This window comes from Variovorax sp. 10N420 (assembly GCF_056394705.1).
The window spans coordinates 648,060-669,205 of sequence record NZ_JBFTIJ010000001.1 but is presented as its reverse complement, the minus strand read 5'-3'; the positions used below and the strand labels follow the sequence as shown (position 1 = coordinate 669,205).

Genomic DNA, 21,146 nt, shown 5'->3' with positions numbered 1-21,146 from the left:
ATTCCCCCCCGAAAGGATCCCGCGATGAAATCCGTCATTTCCGCCGCAGCACGCGTCGTGGCTGCCAGTATCTGCATCGTCGGTGCGCAGGCCGGCGCCCAAGGGACGATCAAGATCGGCGAGATCAACAGCTACAAGGCGCTGCCGCAGAATCTGGTGCCCTACAAGCAGGGCTGGCAGCTGGCGCAGGACGAGATCAACGCGGCCGGCGGCGTGCTCGGCAAGAAGCTTGAGACAGTGTTCCGGGACGACAACGCCAACCCGGGCGATGCGGTTCGCGTAGCCGAAGAACTCCTCGCGCGGGAGAACGTGGACATCCTCGCCGGCGTGACCTTGTCCCACGTCGGGCTCGCGTTGACCGACTTCGCCAAGCAGAAGAAGGTCTTCTTCCTGGCGTCAGGGCCGCTGAGCGACAAGGTCGTCTGGGACAACGGCAACCGCTACACGTATCGCCTGCGCTCCGGCACCTACGCGCTCGCTACCTCGGTGATCGGCGAGGCAGTGAAGCTGCACAAGAAGCGCTGGGCGCTGGTCTACCCCAACTATGAGTACGGCCAGGCGGCAGTAGCGGCGTTCAAGGAGAACATGAAGAAGGCGCAGCCTGACATCGAGTTCGTCGCGGAGCAGGCGCCGCCGCTCGGCAAGGTGGACGCCGGCGCGGTTGTGCAGGCTCTCGCGGATTCAAAGCCAGACGCGATCTTCAACGTGCTGTTCGGCAGTGATCTCACGAAGCTGGCCAGAGAAGGCAAGACGCGGGGCCTCTTCGACGGGGTCGAAGTGGTGAGCCTCCTCACGGGCGAGCCCGAGTACCTCGATCCACTCAAGGGCGACGCGCCGGACAACTGGATCGTGACGGGCTACCCCTACGCCAACATCGATACACCCGAGCACAAGGCCTTTCTTGCGGCCTACCAGAAGAAGTACAACGACTATCCGCGTCTGAATTCGATCGTCGGCTATGCGACAGTGAAGGCCATCGCAGCCGGCGTTCAGAAGGCGGGCTCGACGGATACCGAGAAGCTCGTCGCGGCTTTCAAGGGACTGCAGTTCACATCGCCTTTCGGGCCCGTCGTGTTCCGGCCGCAGGACAACCAGTCGACATTGGGCATCTACGTGGGGCGCACGGCGGTCAAGGACGGCAAGGGCGTGATGCCTTCGGGCACTTACTTCGATGGCGCGAAGCTGCAGCCGTCCGACGAGCAGATCAAAAAGCTGCGCAATCCCTCATGAGCGCAGTGCTTCCACCGATCGGCTGCAATGGTCGGGGCGCGCAGGCGTCATCGATGGACGCGCCTGTTTCGCTCATGGAGGCATCCGTCGAAGAGCAGTTCAGGCTCGTGCGGGAGGCTGGCGCTTTCGACTTTTTCGATCGGCTCCCAATGCCAGGGCAGATCGACGAGTATCTGCGCTGCGCCGAGCGCTATCGGCTGCCGGTTCATACCGCCAGTTGGTTCTATGCGTTGGAGCGCGACGAGCCGCTGCTGGCGGAAAAGCTTCGGCTTGCGGCGGCGGTGGGCGCAAACACGCACAACATCATGCTGTATTGGCACGATGCGAACGGCCGTCCGATCGACAACGCTCGGGTGGTCGACTTCTATCTGCGAGCCTACGACGAAGGCATGAGGCTGGGGATCGAACCGGCTTTCGAGTTTCACGTCAACATGTGGAGCGAAGACCCGCGGCGGGTCGCGCCGGTTGCACGTGCGGTGAAGGACCGAGGCATTCCGTTCAACTTCACGCTCGACTACAGCCATGCCATTTTCAAGATGGGAAATGCTGAGGAATTGGCGATCTGCGGGTTGACTGACGATGTCGCTGCCGGACACGCAGTGCTCGACCCATTTCAACCCGGCAACTTCGTCGACCAGTGGCTCGAGATGGGCATCGTGCGTTGGCTCCAGGTGCGCAGCGTGGCGCCGAACGGGCCGCGCAACCGATGGTCGATCAGTGATCCGGCCGAAATGGTGGCGGCGGTGCCCGATCACTCGATCTTTCCTTATCGAAGTGGCGAGCCCGGGCGCGGCATTCTCTATCCTTTCACCGCGCCGGCCGAAGGCGAATGGCATTCGCCGTGGGACGAGAAGCAGCTCGACTGCACCAAGGAGGTCGTGCGCAAGGTGTTGGCCTACCACCGCAGTCATGAAGACTCGCCGCTGCGCTGGATCACGACCGAGATGATCAACCTGCCCGACTACGCGCACAACGCGCGCTTCTCGTTGATCGGCCAGAACGCCGCGATCGCGCGTTTTGTTCGCGAAGCCTGGGCGCAGTCGGACGCCTGATTACTTTGCGTCCGACGCCGGCTTCTTCTTCGGCTTCGCGGTCTTCTTGGGCTCTGGTGAGGCGCCGTCGGCAGGCGCCAACGTCGCGAGTGCGGGCTGAGATGCCAGCATGGTCAGCACCACGTCGCAGATGTGCGTTCGCCAAGCGGTGCGGCGCGGGCGGCTCATCAAGTCCGCGCCGAGCCACGCCGAACAGGTGTACTGGTTCGACAGATAGAAAAAGCCGAGCGACATGATCGTCATCAGCACGTGTTCGGATGACACGTCGCGGCGAAACACGCCCTTGGCTTGTCCACTCTCGAGCAGGGTCTGAACCGTTTCGACGAGAGGGAGGGTGACGCGTTCGACCTGAAGCCACTGGCGGATGTGCTTGCCGCGCAGCAGGTTTTCGTTCATGAGCAAACGCACCAGGTTCGGGTGCGACAGGTAGTGGTCCCACGAGTGAAGAACCAGTTGGCGAATCCCTTCCACGGGGTCTTCGGGGGAGACGAACTCGCGTTGCGCGCCGATCATGCCTTCGTAGATCTTGGCGAGCACCGCCTGGTAGAGCCGCTCCTTGTTGCCGTAGTAGTAGTACAGCATGCGGTCGACCGTGCCTGCGGCGGCGCTGACACGCTCGATGCGCGCGCCCGCGAAGCCATGCTCGGCGAATTCCTCGATGGCCGCATCGAGGATGCGCGTCTCCAGGAGATCGGTGCGCTCGCGGCGCAGGCGCCGGCGGGTGGGTCCGCCTTCCGCGGCGGGAGGCGCATCGTCCGCCCGCACTGCGCGGCGGCCGCTGCGAGCGGCTGAAGGTGATCGATCTGACACGCTGGGTTGCTCCCGTCGTCAAGGCACATGCACATGCACGGCGCTCATTCTCTCGCATGCATGCGACCGTACCCCACCTTCGGCATACATCGCAATTTAAGGTTTGCTGAAGGATTGCTTAAGCATTTCTTAGCGGCGCGCCAAGGCTTGGATTCCTAGACTTCTTTCCCAGCAGGAGGGCGCATGGGGCGCCTCCGCTGAACCGGAATGAAGGACTCTCATGAACATCGATCCGCGCGAAATGCGCCAGGTCGCGGCGGTCTCGGAACCCCGCGTCGATCTCTACGTCGGCATCCACAAGGCATTGCGTGCGCTGATGGCCGACAACCTCCTTGCACTCGGCCGCATGGACTGCGACGATGATCTGGAGCTTGCGCAAACCACACAGCGCCTCCTGCAACTGCTGGAGATCTGCCGTTCGCATCTGCAGCACGAGAACGATTTCGTGCATGCCGCTCTCGAAGCCCGCGCGGCCGGCTCCAGCGCTCAGATCGCGCACGAGCACGAAGAACACGTTCAAGCCATCCACGCACTGGCTCGGCAGACCACCGCACTGCTGCAATGCGACCCGGCCCGCCGCGCCGAAGGCACGCTTGCGCTGTATCGCGCGCTGTCGGTTTTCATCGCGCACAACTTCGAGCACATGCACGTGGAAGAAACAGCGCACAACGCCGTGCTCTGGGCGCGCTACACGGACGCCGAACTCGAGCAGATCCACGGCGCGCTCGTCGCCTCCATTCCGCCCGAAGAGATGATGTTCATCGTGCGCTGGATGGTCCCCTACATGAACCCTCGCGAGCGCGTCGTGATGCTGAGCGACATGCGCGCGCACGCGCCGGCACCCGCCTTTGCCGCAGTGCTCGACGTGGTGCGCCCGCACCTGACCGAGCGCGAGTGGGCGAAGCTCGGCGCCGGCCTCGGCTTGCCGGCCTGAATGTCAGCCGGCGATCTCCGTGAGCGCAACCGGCCGCTCGATCCGCAGGCTGAAGCGGCCGCGGCCGGTTTTCTCGATCCGCAGGTGAGGGCTGTTTTCCGCAAGCCGGCGTTGAAGCAGGACCAACCGCGCTTCGAGGTTGTCGGAAAGATCAGGCAGCTTGATGGCGGGATCGAGGCGGAGCTCGCGATTGGTGAAGTCGGTGCGGCCCTGCTGCGCATATTCGCGCAGCAGCTTGCCGAGGATGGCGCCCGCCACGCCCTTGATGAGATAGCTGTCGCCGATGAAGACGCTGTTGTTGGCCAGGTAGTGGCGCACGGGCGTGGGCGCGCCGCTGGCGGAAGGCGAAGGGGCGGGCACGGGCTCTTCCGAGGCAGCGGCCGGCTCGTCCGCGGCGCGCAAGAGTTCCAGTGCCGCGCCGAGATGGCAGGCGATGGCGACCAGCGCGTCTTCGTCGTCGAAGCCGAAGCGCATGTCCAGCGGGCTTTCGACGAACAACGCCCCCAGCAGCCGCCCGCCCGAGACGATCGGAACAGCAAGCTGGCTGTGCGGCTCGGCCAGGCCCGGAAACGGAATCTCCGTGTCAAGCACGATGCCCGGCTCGATTTCGCGCATGCTGCTGCGCACGGCATGGCTGTAGCTGGCCGCATGGGTCACGTGGCTGATGCGAACCGGTGTGCGCTCACGCGCGGCCACCCCGATCACACCATGACCGACCTCGATTTCCGAGCCGACGCCGGAAGTCGCGTAGCCGCAACTCGCCACGGTGTAGAGGCGCTGGGTTGCAGCGTCCAGCATGAGCACCATGGCGTGGCGCACGTCCAGGTTATCGTTCAGCGCCGCCAGTGCGGTCTGCAGCAAGTCATCGGTGGCGCTGCAGGCGGCGAGCCGCTCGGCCGCCCGGCGAACTCCGGCCAGAAGTCCGGGCCTCGGCGGCGAGGCCGCCACACGTTCGCCTTCAAGGCTTTCGATGGCTTCGACTTCGTACACGTCGGACCCGCGCAACTGGAAGACGCCCGCCATGCCCGAATGCGACGCGATGCCCGCGAGTTGTGCCTTCATGCGCTCGAACAGCGGACCGCTGGTTTCGGTTCGCAGGTAATGCAGGTGCAGCCGGTGGTATCTGGCAGTTGCAGGGTCGATCAGCAGTACGCTCGCGTACGGGTTCGCGAGGATGTTCTGCCTCGTCTTGTTGAAGAATTGAAAAGACAGCGCGACATGTCGCTCGTCCACGTAATAGACCTGCGAGATGTACGCGACATTGGGTGTGCCGTCCTCCGCGCACGTCGACATGATGGCCGGGATCGCCCCTTCGAAGCACGATCGGATCGCATGCAGCGACGGTGAAGGATTCACCGCGTTCATGGCGTGGCGGTCCCGGGCAGTGCGGTACCAGCCTTCGGGCCGGGCGTCTGGTCGAAGGCTGCATCGGGGCTGAACTGCACCGCCACCAGCTCGTCGAGCTTGAACGCCAGAAGCGTATGCACGAAGGGCAGGTCGCAGCCGACCAGGCTCAGCTCGTGTTCCATGGATTGCCCATAGCGCCGAAGCACCGGCAAATCGCGTTCCTCTGCGGCGCGGAGTTCAGCCTTGCTTGCCTTCACCTGCACGGTCCGGTGACTCACCGGCTCGCTGAAGACAACGGCGACTTCGCCGGTTGCCGCGATGTCCTGCAGAAGCTGCCGCGCATGACTGCGCGACACGAACACGGTAATTTCGGTCCCGTCCTGGGAAATGCTGGCGCCGACCGCGCGCATCACGCTGGGGCGAAGTGCGGCGTTGCGCGACGCGACGTTGGCTGATATGCCCTTGTCGATCAGCGCGATGTGCTCGGGGCTCAGCAGCGGACGGGAAAGTATGTCGGCCATGGGAGAGGATCGGCGGAGACCGGCATTTTGATGCAAAAGTTTGCGTTCCGGCGGAAGATGATGGGTCGCGAGCCAGCCCGGTTCGTCAACGCAGGAGGCTTCGATGGTCAGGCATCACTCCCTCGATCGCACCCGCCGCTCGCTGCTGGGCGCCGGCGGCGCATGGGTCGCTCTCGCGGCGTTGAAACCGCATGCCGCGTCGGCGCAGGCCGCGGCCGGCCTGCGCATTGGTGTCATCGGCTCGGGGCACATCGGCGGAACGATCGGCGGGCTCTGGGTCAAGGCAGGCCATCCGGTGATGTTCTCCTCGCGCCATCCGGAGGAACTCAAGGGCCTCGTCGGGGAGCTCGGTTCGCGCGCCAGCGCGGGCACGGTCGAGCAGGCGATCGCCTTCGGGGACGTGCTCTTCATCGCGGTGCCCTATGGTGCGCTGCCGCAAATCGGCAAGGACTATGGCGCTGCGCTCAAGGGCAAGGTCATGCTCGACGCCTGCAACGCCGTGTCGTCGCGCGACGGCACCGTGGCTGACGAGGTGGAGCAGGAAGGCATTGGTGTGGTGTCGCAAAAATACCTGTCGGGCGCTCGCCTGGTGCGTGCGTTCAACACCATGTCCTACATGATCTTCGCGCGCGAAGCCCATCGCCCTGATCCGAAGCTGGCGGTCCCGATTGCGGGCGACGATCCCGAGGCAGTGAAGATTGCTGCCGGACTGGTGCGCGATGCGGGCTTCGATCCGGTCGTGGTCGGCAAGCTGGCCGACGCCCGGAAGTTCCAGCGCGGCGGCCCCGGCTACGGCCAGTCGGTCACGGCGGCCGAACTCAAGCAGAAGCTGTCGCTGGCGCCATGACGCCGCTCCAGCGCTGGCTGCGGCGGGCGGTTCCTGCGACCCCGCAGGAACTGGCGGCGGCGCTCTGGTCCTTCGGCTATTTCTTTGCGCTGTTGGCGGGCTACTACGTGTTGCGGCCGTTGCGCGACCAGATGGGCATCGCCGGCGGCACGCGCGCGCTGCCATGGCTCTTCACGGCGACCTTCGTGACGCTGCTGGCCGCGCAGCCGCTCTACGGCGCCTTGGTGGCCCGGCTGCCGCGGGCGCGCTTCATCCCGATCGTCTATCACTTCTTCGTACTCAACCTGGCGGTTTTCTGGCTGCTGCTGGAGCTTGGCATCGCACCGGTGATCGTGGCGCGCGTGTTCTTCGTGTGGGTCAGCGTCTTCAATCTTTTCGCGGTGGCGGTGTTCTGGTCGTTCATGGCGGACCTGTTCACCAGCGAGCAGGGCAAGCGGCTCTTCGGCTTCATCGGCGCTGGGGGCACTGCCGGGGGATTGCTGGGGCCGGTGATTACCATCCTGCTGTCGGTACCGCTCGGCCCGCACAACCTGTTGATCGCGGCCATCGTCTTCATCGAGGTCGCCGTGTTCTGTGCCTACCGGCTGGAACGCAGCGCGGGTTCGCCGCAAGGGGCCCGGCGTGAAGATCGTCGCGTGGGTGGGAGCGCCTTCGCTGCGCTCTCGGGGCTGGTGCGGTCGCCGTACCTGCTGGGCGTTGGAGCGTGGGTCAGCCTGCTGTCTTTCGGCGCGACCATCCTGTATTTCGTGCAGGCCAACGTGGTCTCGGCGGCCGTACACGGGGCGGGCGCGCAAACACGGATCTTTGCCAGCATCGATCTCATCGTCGGCCTCCTGACGCTGGCCACGCAGGTCTTTGCTACGGGCCGGTTCATGCAACGATTCGGCACCGGGATCGCGGCGGCCGCATTGCCGGCGGTGTATGTCGTCGGCTTTCTCGTGCTGGCCTGGATGCCGGGCCTGATGGTGGTGATCGTCTTCCAGGTCGCCCAGCGGTGGATGAATTTCGCCATCGCCAACCCGGCGCGCCAGGTGTTCTTCACCGTGGTCGGCCGGGAGGAAAAATACAAGGCGAAGAACATGATCGACGTGGTGATCTATCGAGGCTCCGACGCGCTCTACGGCTGGGTCTTCGACAGCTTGCAGGCGATCGGACTCAAGATCGGCGCCATCGCGTTGTGCGCGGTACCGGTGGTGCTCGCGTGGCTGCTTCTGTCGACGGCGCTGGGCCGTACGCAGGAGCGGCGCGCATCCTTGCAGGGCATCCGCGCGCAAGGGGATCTGCAATGACGACAGGACTGACACGGCGAGGTTTTTCGGCGCTTGCAGCGGCGGGTCTGCTGCCTGAGGCCACATTTGCGCAGGACAAGCAGGGTCCAATCATCGAGAGGGCCATTCCGAGCACGGGTGAACGGCTCCCGGCGGTGGGCCTCGGCACCGCAAATGTGTTCGACAGCGACGACGCCCGCACGCGCGACGCCGCAACGCAGGTCGTTCGGACTTTGCTCGACGCTGGCGGAAGGCTCGTCGATACGTCTTCTGTCTACGGAGATGCCGAGCAGGTGCTGGGGCAAGTCATGTCGTCCGGCAGCTGGCGCGACAAGATATTCGTCGCGACCAAGCTCGAAGAACCGGACGCGGCGGAGCTCGAGCGCTCGCAAAATCGCCTCGCGACGCGAAAGATCGATCTGCTTCAGCTGCACAACGTGCGCGATCCGCGCCAGTCGCTCGCCCGGTTCAAGGCGTGGAAGGCGCAGGGCGTTTGCCGCTACATCGGCATCACATCGACTTCACACCGCGACTTTGCGGCCATCGAAGCGGTGCTGCGGCGCGAAAGGCCGGACTTCGTTCAGATCGGCTATTCGCTCGATGACCGCGAAGCCGAAGTGCGCATCCTGCCGCTGGCGGCGGAGGTCCAAGCTGGCGTGCTGACCGCGCTGCCATTCGGCCGCGCGCGGCTGTTCCGGGCAGTTCGCGGCAAGCCGGTTCCCGACTGGGCGGCGGAGTTCGCGGGCAGTTGGGCGCAGTTCTTTCTCAAATACCTGCTTGGCGACGAGCGCGTCACGGCAGTGATTCCGGGCACTTCCGATCCGGCGCACATGGCTGACAACCTCGGCGCCATGCGGGGGCGGCTTCCCACTGCCGAGCAGCGTCAACGAATGGTTGCTTTTGTCCAGAACCTCTGACGTGAAATCCTGAAACTCGCAGGCGTCAGCCGAAGTCGAACATGGACTTTCGGCGGAGGTTCGCCATGAAGCGTCTCGCACAGGCCTTGATGATCGTCGCCATGGCTGGCGTCACGACGACGAGTCTTGCCTTCAACGGCATGCAAGCAGGCGGTGGATTTCACGGCGGCGGCCGGGGCTGGGCGCCGGCTCGTGCTGCGCCGGGGGGCTTCGCCGGTGGTAACTTTGGCGGACAACGCGCTGTCGTCGTGCGCCCCGGCTTTTCGGGTCACCCTGGGTTCGCTCATCCGGGTTTTGCGCGCCCAGGCTTTGCCCGCCCGGGCTTCGTTCGTCCTGGTTTTGCTCATCCCGGGTTCGTTCATCCAGGCTTCGTTCACCGCGGCTATCCGTTCCGGGGCGCAGTGATCGTCGGCGGTCCGGTGTTCTTCGGCCCGCCACCCGTGGTTTTCGTGAGCGGTGTCCCCGCTCTCTGGTATTGCCAGAACCCCCCCGGCTATTACCCGACCCTTCAGGACTGCCCGGTGGGCTGGATCCGGGTGCAGTAGTCAGCCCGATCGCGACCGAGCACTTCTCTTCGGCGGGGCTTCCGCGCCCATCGCATTCGCCTGGTCGAGCCATGACAAGGTGTCGACGTACGCCATGAAGCGGTTCAGGTACTCCGGCGACAGATCGCGCATCAGGGTGAGCGATCGATGCACCAGGTGATGCGAGTTGAGGGGTCCGGCGTTTTCCGGCACCTTTGCCAGTGATTGCGTGAGTCGCCGATCGGCGCTCAGCTTCGACCAGGTGCTCCTGAAGTAGCTGAGGGTCTTCAGTTCGGAGGAAGCAGGAATACCGTGCAGCGTTTGGGCGTCACCTTCGCCTTGCGATGCCGCATGCCGTGCGATGTGCTCGACTAGGGCCGCAAGAGGGCCGCGGGCGGGGTGGTGCTTGTCCGCCGGTGGCGCAATGTCCTCTGCAGGAGCTCGCGCCTTTTCGACGTCGTCGCCGTACGCTGCCAGCAGTTTCGCAATCTTGTCGTCAAGGATTTGCCGAGCATCACCTTCGTGCGCCGCCGAGCGCTTGACCATCGCTTCGATGAGCCGGAAGCGCACGGGGTCGAGGCGATCGTCGCCTCGCTGCCGCCATGTATCGATCATCGCGATGGGATCGCTCACGGTGCCTTCGCGCTAAGGCTTGCGTTGGTCCGCTTGGGCGTCGGCGCCATCTCCACGCGGCGATTTTTCGAGCGCCCCTCGGGGTCGGAATTCGAGGCCACTGCCTGCTCGGAACCAAACGCCGCGGCAAAGACGGAGGACGATGGAATGCCTTCCTCGATCAATGCGCGCGTCACGGTGAGCGCCCGTTGCGCCGAGAGCTCCCAGTTGTCCGCGAACTGGCGGTTGCCGCCCCGTACCTGACGATCGTCCGTGAAGCCGCTCACCATCAGGATTTCTTCGCGAGACTGTAGATAGGCGGCGAGCGGCCCCGTGAGGGTCTTCAACAGTTGCCGTCCCTCCGGCTGCAATTCGGCGGAGTTGACCGCAAACAGCACGCTGCCGCTGATGCCGATGCGCCCGTTGTTCAGCGTGACCCGGCCTGCCGCCAAGGGGCCGGCCAGGGCCTTTTCGAGCGCCTGCAGCCGTTGCGCTTCCACCTGCTTCTGCTTGAGTTCGGCTTGCAGCCTGGACGTGAATTCAAGCTGCATGCCGATCGCGCAGACGAGGATCAACACGAAGGCGCCCAGCAACCCCGACATCAGGTCGCCGAAGACGGCCCACACGGGCACCGTCGGCTCCGCGCCGGCGTCGAGATCGTCCACCATCACGCTTCGCTGCCCACGGCCGAGCGGCTGCTCGCGATCTGCTGCAGGTCCTCGACGATCTGCTTCTGCGACATGATGCTCAGGTCGATGACTTCGCGCGCTTGCGCCACGTAGTAGTCGAGCTGTTCGTCACTGCGCGCAATCGACTTGCCGAGGGCGCCTTCGATGCGCTGCAGATGCGCCACCAGCTTGTCGTTCGACTGGCTGAACAGTTGCACCGCGAGCCCGAACGCCTCCCCCAGGCTCGCCACTTCGACGGCGCTGCCGGTGATCTGCGCGGCGACGCCGGTCATCTTGTCGGTCTCGGCTTCGATCTTGTCGGTGAAGCGGGTGCCGACGCGTTCCAGCAGATCGGCTGATGCGCCGACCAGCGCGTCGATGGCCGCGCGCTGTTCGGTGGAAGCGTGGTTCACGGCGCCGAGCAGCGTCTCCAGCGTTTCGAGGATGCGGCTGCGTTCGTCCAGCATCGCGTTGTCACGGGCCATGCTGTCCGACAGCTTCTGGCGCAATTCGGCGATCACCTCCGCTGCGGCGCGAGGCGCTTCCGAAGCGGCTTGCATGAGCTGGGCGATTTCGGCGATGGTGTTTTTCGCGTGGGCTTCGGTCTGAGCGGAGATGCCGATGGCGGTGTCGGCCAGCGTCTTGGAGATATCTTGTTGCTGGCGTTCGGTGCGCGCGCCCGCTTGCTGCCACTCTTCCTTCAGCGACACGGCAATGGCTTCGAGTGCATCGCTCCAGGCGGACAGCCGTTGCTGGTCGTGCGACGCCACTTCCGTCTGCAAAGCCGTGTGCGCCTGCGCGACGGTTTGCAGGAGTGAAGCCGAATGCTGCTCGAAGGTGGCCGCCGCCGTGGTCAGCGCGCGCCGCGTCTCGCTCGACACATCCTGGCTGACGCGCTCGTGTTGTTCGAGAGCGCTTCGCCAGTTGTTGGAGACGCCGTCGACCGCGGCTTCGAGGCGGGCGGAGACACCTTCGACCAGCGACGCCGAGCGCTGCTCGAAAGTCTCGGCGAACTGATCGAGCGAGATGCGCAGATCCTTCGATTGGGCCTCGCTCGCTCGCTGATGCTCGACGAGCGCCGATTTCCAGATGTCGGCGACAGTGGTCGTGCTGGTTTCGAAGCGGCTCGACAGCCCGTCGAGCTGACGCTGGACGCTTTGCTCGATGGTCGCGTGCAACGAAGCCGCTTCACGCGCGATGCCCGCCATGGCCGCTTCGACGACAGGTTGAAACGTCGCTCCGGCCACGCGAGCGCTTTCGGTCAGGCTCTGCTCCAGAGAGCGGCCCACCGACGACGCCAAGCCTGCATACGCAAGCTCTGCCTTGCCATGGAAATCGTCCTGCCCTGAGATGAGGCGCTCGTTCAGGGCCTGGCTTTGCCTTTCCATCGTCGCCATCATCAGTTGCAGCCGATCGACGAGTGCCGGCATCGCATGGCTCTGCTGCTGCAAGAGCTTGAACGACTCCTCGCGTTGATGCGCCAGCGAGAACGCACGCAGCGTGGTCGCGATGCGAGTGTCGAGAATTTGCGCGGCTTGCAGGCGATCGCGTCGGCAGAGCGCAGACAGAAGGCCCAGCATCGCGGATGCGGCCACGCCGGCGACTGAAGTGCCGAACGCCAGCCCCAGGCCCTTGACGGGCGCGGCTAGCGAAGAGCGGATGGCTTCGAGGTCCGTCGCGCTTTCCAGGGCCGAGCCGGTGCCGTTGAGCGTCACCACCATCCCGAGAAAGGTACCCAGCATGCCCAGCAGGACGAGCAGGCCGGCGAGGTAGGGCGTCAGCGCAGGGCCGGGCAAGCCGACGCGCTCGCCTTCGATGCGCAGCCGTACCGCGTTGCGCAGGGAGGGGTGCAGCGTGCCGAGCCACTCGCCGAGGTCGGTCGGCGCTTGCGGCATCTCGGTCACGGCATGCGTCAGCGTGGCTGTTGCTTGATGAAAACGGCGCAATTCGAGCGCGCCCATGAGGTAGAACGCGCCGACCAGCAACGTGATCGCCAGGGCCAAGGGATTGGTTCCGATGTACCCGGCGCCGACCCAGCACACGGCGGCCAGGCCCACGAGGAAGACGGCGTAAGAAAGATATCTGTTCATGTCGGCTTGGTTAGCTCGATCGAAGGGCTTCCAGCAGCCCTTCGATCGGTTGAAATCGAATTTCCAGTTCGGCGAGCAGCACGGCTTGCATGTTCTTGCGGAAGGCGTCCTGCCACGCGTCCGGCTGCGCTTCGTCCTCGGAAACCGGCGCCTGTGCCTGTGACTGTGCAAACTGCCGCAAGCGCTTGAAGTGCTTTTCGAGCAGTCCCGGCACCGTTGCCAGCAAACGGTGCTCGTGTGGATCCAGGGCTTGCTCCATGACGGCGTCCACGGCGGCGAGCCGGGAGAGTGACGGTGACCTGGCTGCCAGCTTGGCGCGCAAACGGCCACGCAAAGGGCCGATGGCGACTTCCATGGCCTGCTGCCTTGAGAGATACCGCTGCTTGTACGGCGGGAAGTCGGCCCCGCTTGCGCCGCCTTCAGTGATCGCGTTGACCAACGACGCGCGAATGCGGGCGCATTCCGCTTCTTCGGCGCTGGACGATCCGGAGGCTTTCGCAGGCGCTGCCGCGGGAGCACCATTGAGCACTGCGGAGAGCGAGATGGCGTCGGTCCAGCTGACCCAATGACTCAATCGATCCGCGAAGGCTTGTCGGGATTCAGGAACGTCGATGTCGGTCAGTCGAGCGAGCAAGCGAGTGAGCGCCGAGCCGGTGAAACCTGTGCGCCGGGACACTTGCACTTGCACCATGCTGCCAATTGGAAAAACCGAGCAGTCTACACTGCCGCGTCACCCGGGAAGGGCCGCCCAGAGTGCCAGCACGGCGAATTTCTGTATCAATTCTGTTGCGGTTCAATCGCCCAGGGTGAGCAGCGGAACATCGCGTTCGCGGGCCATGGTTTCGAGGTCGGCGCGCGTGCGAGAGCCGATCCAGCGGGTAATGGCTTGGTGCGTTTCGGCGGCGGCCATGTCGGACGAAGCGGGCAGCCCGGCGGCTTCGCTCAAGCGTGCCGCGAAGTGCGGTTCGAGCGCGGCGACAGCCACGCGTCCGTCGGCGCAGCGATAGACGCGATAGCCAGCGTGAGCGCCGCCGACCGCGCCAGTCGGCTTCGTCAGCCCCCAGGTGTGCGGCAGCGCCAGCCAATCGGCAGCGGCGTTGAGGGCCACTTCCAGGCAGATTCCCGGCGCGTGCGGGCCGCCGGCGCGCAATGCGGATTTCAGCACGGCCTCGCTCGCCAGGAGCGCGCCGCCCATGTCCGCGTACAGCGTCGGCGGCAACTCGGTGCCGGTGACCAGGCCGGCTTCAGCGAGGTAGGTGAGGTCGTGGCCGGGCTCTTCGGCGCGTTCGCCCGGTGCGCCGACGATCGCGACCTGCGACAGCCGCGGATGGCGTGCGTGCAGCGTGGTCCAGGCCAATCCGAGCTTGGCGAGCGCGGAGGGCCTGAACGATGTGAGCAGGACGTCGGTGTTCTCGAGCGCCGCGTGCAGGTGTTGCTGCCCGGCTTCGGTCTTGAGGTCGGCGACTTCGACCGCGACGCCTTCATGCAGCGCCGCATAGGCCGTGGGGTTGTAGTGGCCCATCGGATCGCCCGATGGCGGCTCGAGCTTGGTGCAAGTGGCGCCCATCGCACGGCACCGCATCAGCGCGGCCGGCCCGGGGAGGTTGAGCGCAAGGCTCAGCACGCGAACGCCGGCCAGCGGCGCGAAGGCTTCGGGGGATTCGGGGGACGAGTTGTTGGACATGGATTGATCCTTGATGGGTCCTCGGCAAGCCTTGGTGATGTCGCATTGGAGCTTACCGGCTTGTCGCGTCCGTTCTACGATGCGCGTGGCACAGCCCGTTTCGATTCAATCCCTAAGGAGACACGCATGTACCAGTCCGATCTCATGGCCGGCCAGCGCATTCTGGTGACCGGCGGCGGCACGGGCCTCGGCCGCGCCATGGCCGAGCGCTTTCTGGGTCTCGGCGCCGACGTGGCGATCTGCGGCCGACGGCAGAGCGTCTGCGAAGAAACCGCCGCCGAATGGCGCACGCAGTTTCCGGGGCGGCGCATCGACACCTTCGGCGTCGACATCCGCAATGCGCAGGTGGTGGACGAGATGGTCGAGAGCCTTTGGCAGTCCGGCGGGCTGACGGGGCTCATCAACAACGCCGCGGGCAACTTCGTCTCGCCGACAGAGGCTCTTTCGCCGCGCGCTTTCGATGCGGTCGCGAACATCGTTTTTCATGGCAGTTTCTATGTCACCCAAGCCGTGGGCAAGCGCTGGGTTGCCGAAGCGAAGGAAGGCAAGTGGAAGGCCGGCGATCCGTACCGCAGCGTGATGAGCATCATCGTGACCTGGGTCGACAACGGCAGCCCCTATGTCGTGCCGTCGGCGATGAGCAAGGCAGGGATCGAGGTGATGACGAAATCACTGGCCGTCGAGTGGGCGCGCTACGGCATTCGGCTCAACGCCGTCGGCCCTGGCGAGATCCCGACCGAAGGCATGAGCAAGCGCCTGAATCCCGGTGAAGAGCCCGGCGCACGCAGCAAGGCGCACAGCCCGATGGCGCGCACCGGCCGAATGAGCGAACTGCAGAACCTCGCTGCGTTCCTGATGGCGCGCGGCCAGTGCGATTGGCTGACCGGCCAGAGCATCATGATGGACGGCGGCAACGCGCTCGCGACCGGTGGCAACTTCTACGAGTTGAGGCAGTGGAGCGATGCCGACTGGCAATCGGCGCGGGAACGCATCGAGGCGCAGAACCAGAAGGACAAGGCGCAGCGCTAGCGTTCGCCTTGCGAGGCATCTTCAGGCAGGGCGGGGGCCTCGCAACCGGCCGAACAGGCGCGTCGCCAATCCCTGGTTGATCACCAGTCCCAGCAGCACGCCTGCCGTGCCGATCCACTGCGCCGGGCTCGGATGCTCGCCGAAGCTGATGGCAGCAGCGACCAGCCCGACGACCGGCACCAGCAGCGAGAACGGCACGACACGGCCTGCCGGATGGCGCTGCAGGAGGCGCGTCCACATCGTGTAGGCCAGCAGGGTTGCAAACCATGCGAGGAACAGCACCGAGAGCACTGCGGCCACGTCGAGCCCGGCGAGTTGGTGCACCACGGTCGACGGACTGCTCATTGCCGCTGCAAGCAGCAAGAAAGGAATGATCGGCACCAGGCTGCTCCACACAATGAAGCCGAATGGGTCGTAGCCCGGTGCCGCGCGCACCGCGAAACGCACCACGATGTTTGATGTCGCCCACATCAATGCAGCCGACAGCGTGAGCACGAAGCCGATCAAGGTCATCTGGCCCGGACCTTCTCCGTGCGCGGCAGCGATCAGCAGAAGTCCCGCAAGCGCGACGCCGAGGCCGAGCCATTGGCTGGCCCTTGCCTTTTCGCCCAGCAGAGGCGCCGCCAGCAGCAGCGTGAAGAAGGCTTGCGTCTGCATCACGACGGAGGCCATGCCCGCAGTCATGCCCAACTGCAATCCCAGGAACAGAAGTCCGAACTGACCCAGCCCTTGCGCGAGTCCGTAGGCGATGAAGTAGCGCCACGGCAGGGGCGGGCGGCGCACGAACATGAAGAGCGGCAACGACGCCGCGCCGAAGCGCAGTGCGCCCAGCAGCATGGGGTTCAAGTCCCGCAGCCCGATCTTCATGGCGACGAAGTTCACGCCCCAGATCAGCACCACGCCCAGGGCGCGTCCGAAGTCGCCGCGGCTGAGTCCGGCAGCGGCGGTCATGCGCTGACCTGCCGCTGTGCCTGCTCGTGCGCCGTGCGTGCGGCCTTGAAGGCAAGGAAGGCTTCCAGGCTCGTCTTGCGAGGCACATAGCCGAATTCGGATTTCAGCCGTGCATTGCACAAGACGGGCCTGTAGCGCAGGAAGTCCAGTTGCTCGGGTCCATAGCGCGTGATGCCCAGCCGCGATCCGATCGAAAGTGCGAGCCGCAGCAACGGCGCGGGCAGAACCAGCATCGGCTTGTGCAGGATCGAAGCGATCTGCGACAGCGTGAGCGCACCATCGCCGGCCACGTTGAAGCAGCCTGCGCGGCCGGTAGTGATCGCGTGGACCACGCAGCCGGTGACGTCCTCGTCCCAGATGAAGACGAAGGGGCTGTCGCTGCCGCGGATCGCGAGGATGCGCGGCTTTTCGAACAGCGCGGTGATCTGGTTGCGCACGCTCGCGCCCAGGATCGTGCCGATGCGAAGCACCGTCTGGCGCAGCGCCGGATGCGAAGTGCGATAGGCGGCGAGCATCTCTTCGACTAGCCGCTTGTGGTGCGCATAGGCGAAGGCGTGATTGCCGCGCAGCGCCGTGTCTTCGTCGATCCACGCGGGGTTGTCCGCGTGGTAGCCGTAGGCGGCGCCGCTGGAGGACACGACGATGTGCCCGACGCCATTGGCAACGCAGGCTTCGAGCACGTTGCGGGTGCCCAGCACGTCCACCGAATACTCGAACTGCCGTGTGCTGTCGGGCCCCGGCGTCACGATCGAGGCGAGATGGACGACCGTGTCGATCGCGTGTTCGCCGAGCGTGGTGCTGATCTGCGGCGCGCGCACGTCCTGCACGGCATAGACCACGCCAGGCACCTGGCGCGGCTTTGGCACTTCGCGGACATCCAGCGCGACCACGTGCTGGATGTCGGGCAGTTTTGCAAGCGCGGCAATCACCGTGCGGCCGAGAAAACCGTCGGCGCCGGTGACGAGCACGCGCCGTGCCGCGATGGGCTGGGAGACTTCCATGGATCGATTCAGATTCAGGCCGAGCGCGCGGCCACAGTAGACAGGGGGCGACGCGCCCACCAGGCGGCGAGCGAAAGGCCCGCGACGATATCCCAGATGCCCCAGACCCCAGCGACGACCGCCATGCCGCCGAGTCCGCCGAAGAAGCTGAAGATCAGCACCAGCCCCAGGCCCGAGTTGCGGATGCCGACCTCGAAGGTGATGGCGCGGCGGTCGTGTTCCGAAACACCTGCAGCCGTCGCACAGGCATAGCCCGTGCCGAACGCCAGGGTATCGTGCAGCACGACGGCGAGCAGCACCAGGCCCACATAGTCGAGGAAGTAGCGCCAGTTGCCGGCCACGGCCGCGGCGATGAATCCGATGAGGCACACGAAGCTGATGATCCGCACCGATTTCTTGATGCGCTCGGTAAGGCGTGGCAGCCAGTGTCCGAATGCGAGTCCGACCAAGAAGGGTGCGCCGATGATCGACACGATGTGCAGAACCATGTCCAGGGGATCGAGCGCGATGGTCTTCAGCAGCGGCGCCGCCGTCTCATGCATCCCGCCCCAGAAGGCGAAGTTCAGAGGCATCACGATGATCGCGATCAAGTTCGAGATGGCCGTCATCGAAACGGAAAGGGCCACATTGCCGCCTGCCCGATGCGTGAGGATGTTCGACACATTCCCCGGCGGACAGCAGGCGACCAGGATCATGCCGAGCGCGATGCTCGGCGACGGCTTGAGAAGCAGCGTCAAACCGTAGGTCACTGCGGGCAGCACGATGAATTGCGCCGCGATGCCGCTCGCCATGGCCACGGGCATGCGCAGCACGCGCTTGAAATCGGCGACCCGCGTGTCGAGCGCGATGCCGAACATCAGGAAGCCGAGCACCGCATTCAGCAGCATCAGCGACGCAGGATTGAAGTTGAGGCGCACCTCGTCGACGGGGAGCATCGGCGGTTCGTCCGGATTACGCCAGTGCCGCCGAGGCTTCGCGCACCGCGCGGCGGTAGCTGTCCTTGTGGACGTAGTACGCCATGCGCTCGAGCTTCAGGTATTTGTAGCCACCGGAGAGATCCGGGCTCGGCCCTGCCTTGGCCTGCTTGAGCGCAATCGCTTTGGGGCTCCCCTGCGATTGCGCCTTGAAATAACGGGCCACGAGTTCGGCCTGCTCATAGCGGCCCTGCCAGCCGATGCCGCTCGCCTCGATCATTCCGAGCACTGCCAGGTTGTCGAATCCCGGCGCGAAGATGTTCAGGTACAGGCGCGGCGCCATGCCTTGCCAGTTGAGCCATGCGCGATCGATGAAGGGGTAGTGAAGCTTGTAGCCGGTCGCGCAAAGGACGATGTCGTAGTCGCGAGCGCTGCCATCCTTGAAGTGCACCGTGTCGCCGTCGAGCCGGGCGATGTCGGCCCTGACGTCGATGTCGCCGTGGCCGATGTGATGCAGCACCAGCGAGTTGACCACCGGGTGCGATTCATACATGCGGTAGTCCGGTTTCGGAAACCCGAACCGCACCGGGTCGCCGGTGAACCACTGCAGCACCTTGGCGTCCATTCGCTGCTTGATCCACGCCGGCAACGGGCGCTTGCCCCCGATCGTGTCCGCCGGCTTGCCGAAGATGTACTTGGGCACGAAGTAGTAGCCGCGCCGCACCGAGATGTCGACGCTCCTGGCGTAGTGCACGGCGTCGACCGCGATGTCGCAGCCGCTGTTGCCGGCACCGACCACCAGCACGCGTTGGTCCTTGAAGAGGCTCGCATGCTTGTAGGCCGACGTGTGGAGGAGTTGGCCGTTGAAGCGCCCCTCGAAGCGCGGCATGCTCGGCTCGGACAGCGTGCCGTTGGCGATGATCACGCCCTTGTAGTCGGCAGTCTCGATGCGGCCATCGCCCGCGTCGACACTCACGCGCCACAGTGTCGAGGCAGTTTCGGTCACAGGCTCGACGCGGATCACCTTGGTGCTGAAGCGAAAGTGCTGCCGCAGATCGAAGCGATCGGCAAAGTCGCTGAAATAGCGTCGCAGTTCAGCGTGGCTCGGATAGTCGGCCACGGCGTCCGCCATTGGAAATTCAGCGAACTCGGTGGTCCGCTTCGACGAGATCAAGTGCGCCGATTGGTAGACCGTGCTGCGCGGGTTGTCGATGTTCCAGAGGCCGCCGACGTCATCGTAAGACTCGAATCCCTGGAACGGGATGCCCAGCTTTTGCAGGTTGCGCGCGCCGGCGAGTCCCGAGGGGCCGGCGCCGATCAAGGCGATTTGCTGATGAGTAGGCACGGGTGCAGACACAGGGATGGCTCGCGGGAAAGGAAAGACGAACAACGAAAGACTGAAAAAGCGGGGAAGCGAAAAATGCGTGTGCCCGTTCGTTTAGGGCTTGCAGCTTAGCGAGGTTCAGTCAAAATCTCGAATTAATTCGAACATTCGTCTCGTATTTTGAGATTTGTCAGGGATTTTTCATGGATCATTCCGCCCCCGCGCCCGGGGAAGAAGCCGAGTCGGCCGCCACGCCGGGCCTGCGCCTGCTCCAGTTGCTCGAACTCGTGGCTGGCGAGGGCGAGCCCCAGGCGCTCAGCGATGTCGTTCGCATCAGCGGCCAGCCCAAGCCTTCCGTGCACCGCATGCTCCAGCAACTCGAACAAGGCGGTTTGCTCGCGCGGGGCAGCGACGGGCGCCGCTACGCCATCACGCCCCGGCTGATGCGTTTTGCTGAAACAGTGCTTCGCGGAAGCACCGCGACGGGCGTGCGCCATGCAGTCCTGCGGCAACTCGTCGCAGACGTGGGCGAGACCTGCAACCTCACGGCGCTGTCGGGTGCGGAGGTGATCTACCTCGACCGGGTGGAGACGGCGTTTCCCCTGCGGCTCGATCTTCGGCCCGGATCGCGCGTGCCGCTGCATTGCTCTGCCAGCGGCAAGCTGTTTCTGGCGAACCTGCCCCGCGTGCAGCGGGATCGGCTCCTCGATGGGCTTCACTACCAGCGCCATACGCCTCACACGCTTTGCACACGCGAGGCGCTGGAAGGCGAACTCGACCGCATCCGCCGCGAAGGCCACTCGGTCGACGCCGAGGAATTCATCGAAGGGCTGGTGTGCGTTGCGGTGCCGGTGCGCGATGAGCCGCGCGGACATGTGCGATGCGCCGTCGCGCTGCAGGCTCCGGCGGTCCGCATGTCGCTCCCGGACGCCTTGCAGCAGTTGGACAAGCTGCGCTCGGCCGCGCAGGGCATCGCCAGGGCAACGCGCTGAAGGCGAATGCTCAGTCTGCGCGGCTAGCCCGCGATGTCCGCGCCGCGGTCCGCCAGCAGCGCGCGCAGGAACGACCGATGGCAGTGCGCCTCGTCCTCGCAATAGCAGCCGACGGACAGGTTGGTCTGATGCGACAGCGCTGCGAGCAGGTCCAGACTGCGGCTCGCGTCCGGCTCGGCCATTTCACTCTTGAACTTGCGGCCGAACGCGGCCCACTGCGCCGGCACCCCTGAAGCCTGGGCGGCTTGCGCCATCTTCATCGTCTCCACCGAAGGCGCGAGATTGGGGTACCAGACGTCATACCAGTTGTGGGAGGCAAATTCAGTCTTCGGCACGCCGCGCGGCGGGCGGCGCACCGTGCCGATTCGAAGACCCTCGCCGGGTGCTCGCTCAGTACCGAGCCTGACGATTCGGATGGCCATTTTTTTCTC

Annotated in this window: 22 protein-coding genes; 9 read left to right on the top strand and 13 right to left on the bottom strand. The window is 65.2% G+C overall.

Translation table 11 applies throughout. The annotated features are described in order from the left end of the window. The first annotated feature begins 24 nt into the window (after positions 1-24). Both AC1DEK_RS03105 and AC1DEK_RS03100 read left to right on the top strand, forming a co-directional pair. Positions 25-1,230: an ABC transporter substrate-binding protein gene (locus AC1DEK_RS03105; protein ID WP_478123719.1), complete on the top strand. Its 1,206-nt coding sequence runs from the start codon at positions 25-27 to the stop codon at positions 1,228-1,230. Continuing rightward, positions 1,227-2,282: a sugar phosphate isomerase/epimerase family protein gene (locus AC1DEK_RS03100; RefSeq protein ID WP_478123718.1), complete on the top strand. Its 1,056-nt coding sequence runs from the start codon at positions 1,227-1,229 to the stop codon at positions 2,280-2,282. The genes AC1DEK_RS03105 and AC1DEK_RS03100 overlap by 4 nt, the downstream gene beginning before the upstream one ends. Here the strand turns inward: AC1DEK_RS03100 and AC1DEK_RS03095 are convergent, their stop codons facing one another. Continuing rightward, positions 2,283-3,092 carry a TetR/AcrR family transcriptional regulator gene (locus tag AC1DEK_RS03095; RefSeq protein WP_478123717.1) on the bottom strand — a complete coding sequence of 270 codons (810 nt, stop codon included), beginning with the start codon at positions 3,090-3,092 and terminating at the stop codon, positions 2,283-2,285. Between the two features lie 220 nt (positions 3,093-3,312). On the opposite strand from AC1DEK_RS03095, the gene AC1DEK_RS03090 reads away from it, so the two are divergent. Beyond that, complete coding sequence (locus AC1DEK_RS03090; RefSeq protein WP_478123716.1) at positions 3,313-4,026, top strand: hemerythrin domain-containing protein; 714 nt, start codon at positions 3,313-3,315, stop codon at positions 4,024-4,026. Positions 4,027-4,029: 3 nt separating this feature from the next. Here the strand turns inward: AC1DEK_RS03090 and AC1DEK_RS03085 are convergent, their stop codons facing one another. Further along, the gene (locus tag AC1DEK_RS03085) at positions 4,030-5,391 is read right to left on the bottom strand and encodes a GAF domain-containing protein (RefSeq protein WP_478123715.1); all 1,362 of its coding nucleotides are present in this window, start codon (positions 5,389-5,391) and stop codon (positions 4,030-4,032) included. Next, complete coding sequence (locus AC1DEK_RS03080; RefSeq protein WP_478123714.1) at positions 5,388-5,894, bottom strand: hypothetical protein; 507 nt, start codon at positions 5,892-5,894, stop codon at positions 5,388-5,390. The genes AC1DEK_RS03085 and AC1DEK_RS03080 overlap by 4 nt, the downstream gene beginning before the upstream one ends. Before the next feature lie 103 nt (positions 5,895-5,997). Here AC1DEK_RS03080 and AC1DEK_RS03075 point away from each other — a divergent pair, with 103 nt between their 5' ends. From AC1DEK_RS03075 to AC1DEK_RS03060, 4 genes are all read left to right on the top strand, one after another. Further along, on the top strand, positions 5,998-6,741 hold the full coding sequence (locus AC1DEK_RS03075) for an NADPH-dependent F420 reductase (RefSeq protein WP_478123713.1): 744 nt from the start codon (positions 5,998-6,000) through the stop codon (positions 6,739-6,741). Then, entirely contained in the window at positions 6,738-8,030 is a 1,293-nt protein-coding gene (locus AC1DEK_RS03070) for an NTP/NDP exchange transporter (RefSeq protein WP_478123712.1), read from the top strand. Before AC1DEK_RS03075 ends, AC1DEK_RS03070 begins: the two co-directional genes overlap by 4 nt. Next, complete coding sequence (locus AC1DEK_RS03065; protein WP_478123711.1) at positions 8,027-8,926, top strand: aldo/keto reductase; 900 nt, start codon at positions 8,027-8,029, stop codon at positions 8,924-8,926. Before AC1DEK_RS03070 ends, AC1DEK_RS03065 begins: the two co-directional genes overlap by 4 nt. Positions 8,927-8,991: 65 nt before the next feature. Beyond that, positions 8,992-9,471, top strand: coding sequence for a hypothetical protein (locus AC1DEK_RS03060; RefSeq protein WP_478123710.1), 480 nt, complete (start codon positions 8,992-8,994; stop codon positions 9,469-9,471). Here AC1DEK_RS03060 and AC1DEK_RS03055 read toward each other — a convergent pair whose 3' ends face one another. The 5 genes from AC1DEK_RS03055 to AC1DEK_RS03035 all read right to left on the bottom strand — a co-directional run bounded on the left by AC1DEK_RS03055 (position 9,472) and on the right by AC1DEK_RS03035 (position 14,504). Beyond that, positions 9,472-10,065 (bottom strand): DUF2894 domain-containing protein, encoded by a 594-nt coding sequence (locus AC1DEK_RS03055; RefSeq protein ID WP_478123987.1) that lies wholly within the window; start codon positions 10,063-10,065, stop codon positions 9,472-9,474. Between the two features lie 14 nt (positions 10,066-10,079). After that, entirely contained in the window at positions 10,080-10,730 is a 651-nt protein-coding gene (locus AC1DEK_RS03050; RefSeq protein WP_478123986.1) for an OmpA family protein, read from the bottom strand. Further along, positions 10,730-12,820, bottom strand: a complete 2,091-nt coding sequence (locus AC1DEK_RS03045) for a DUF802 domain-containing protein (RefSeq protein ID WP_478123709.1) — start codon at positions 12,818-12,820, stop codon at positions 10,730-10,732. Before AC1DEK_RS03045 ends, AC1DEK_RS03050 begins: the two co-directional genes overlap by 1 nt. A 10-nt stretch (positions 12,821-12,830) precedes the next feature. Further along, positions 12,831-13,511: a DUF3348 domain-containing protein gene (locus tag AC1DEK_RS03040; protein ID WP_478123708.1), complete on the bottom strand. Its 681-nt coding sequence runs from the start codon at positions 13,509-13,511 to the stop codon at positions 12,831-12,833. Positions 13,512-13,613: 102 nt separating this feature from the next. Further along, positions 13,614-14,504, bottom strand: coding sequence for a CoA transferase (locus AC1DEK_RS03035; protein WP_478123707.1), 891 nt, complete (start codon positions 14,502-14,504; stop codon positions 13,614-13,616). Between the two features lie 126 nt (positions 14,505-14,630). Here AC1DEK_RS03035 and AC1DEK_RS03030 point away from each other — a divergent pair, with 126 nt between their 5' ends. Next, complete coding sequence (locus AC1DEK_RS03030) at positions 14,631-15,533, top strand: SDR family oxidoreductase (protein ID WP_478123706.1); 903 nt, start codon at positions 14,631-14,633, stop codon at positions 15,531-15,533. A 21-nt stretch (positions 15,534-15,554) separates the two neighbouring features. Here AC1DEK_RS03030 and AC1DEK_RS03025 read toward each other — a convergent pair whose 3' ends face one another. The 4 genes from AC1DEK_RS03025 to AC1DEK_RS03010 are packed head-to-tail and all read right to left on the bottom strand — an operon-like array spanning position 15,555 to position 19,720. Beyond that, positions 15,555-16,484 carry an EamA family transporter gene (locus AC1DEK_RS03025; RefSeq protein WP_478123705.1) on the bottom strand — a complete coding sequence of 310 codons (930 nt, stop codon included), beginning with the start codon at positions 16,482-16,484 and terminating at the stop codon, positions 15,555-15,557. Then, complete coding sequence (locus AC1DEK_RS03020; RefSeq protein WP_478123704.1) at positions 16,481-17,485, bottom strand: SDR family oxidoreductase; 1,005 nt, start codon at positions 17,483-17,485, stop codon at positions 16,481-16,483. Before AC1DEK_RS03020 ends, AC1DEK_RS03025 begins: the two co-directional genes overlap by 4 nt. A gap of 14 nt (positions 17,486-17,499) precedes the next feature. After that, the gene (locus AC1DEK_RS03015; RefSeq protein ID WP_478123703.1) at positions 17,500-18,420 is read right to left on the bottom strand and encodes a bile acid:sodium symporter family protein; all 921 of its coding nucleotides are present in this window, start codon (positions 18,418-18,420) and stop codon (positions 17,500-17,502) included. 16 nt (positions 18,421-18,436) lie between these two features. Further along, positions 18,437-19,720, bottom strand: coding sequence for a flavin-containing monooxygenase (locus AC1DEK_RS03010; RefSeq protein WP_478123702.1), 1,284 nt, complete (start codon positions 19,718-19,720; stop codon positions 18,437-18,439). Positions 19,721-19,926: 206 nt separating this feature from the next. On the opposite strand from AC1DEK_RS03010, the gene AC1DEK_RS03005 reads away from it, so the two are divergent. Beyond that, positions 19,927-20,715, top strand: a complete 789-nt coding sequence (locus AC1DEK_RS03005; protein WP_478123701.1) for an IclR family transcriptional regulator — start codon at positions 19,927-19,929, stop codon at positions 20,713-20,715. A gap of 23 nt (positions 20,716-20,738) precedes the next feature. On the opposite strand, the gene AC1DEK_RS03000 is transcribed toward AC1DEK_RS03005, so the two are convergent. Further along, positions 20,739-21,137, bottom strand: coding sequence for a DUF488 domain-containing protein (locus tag AC1DEK_RS03000; protein WP_478123700.1), 399 nt, complete (start codon positions 21,135-21,137; stop codon positions 20,739-20,741). Positions 21,138-21,146: the final 9 nt, after the last annotated feature.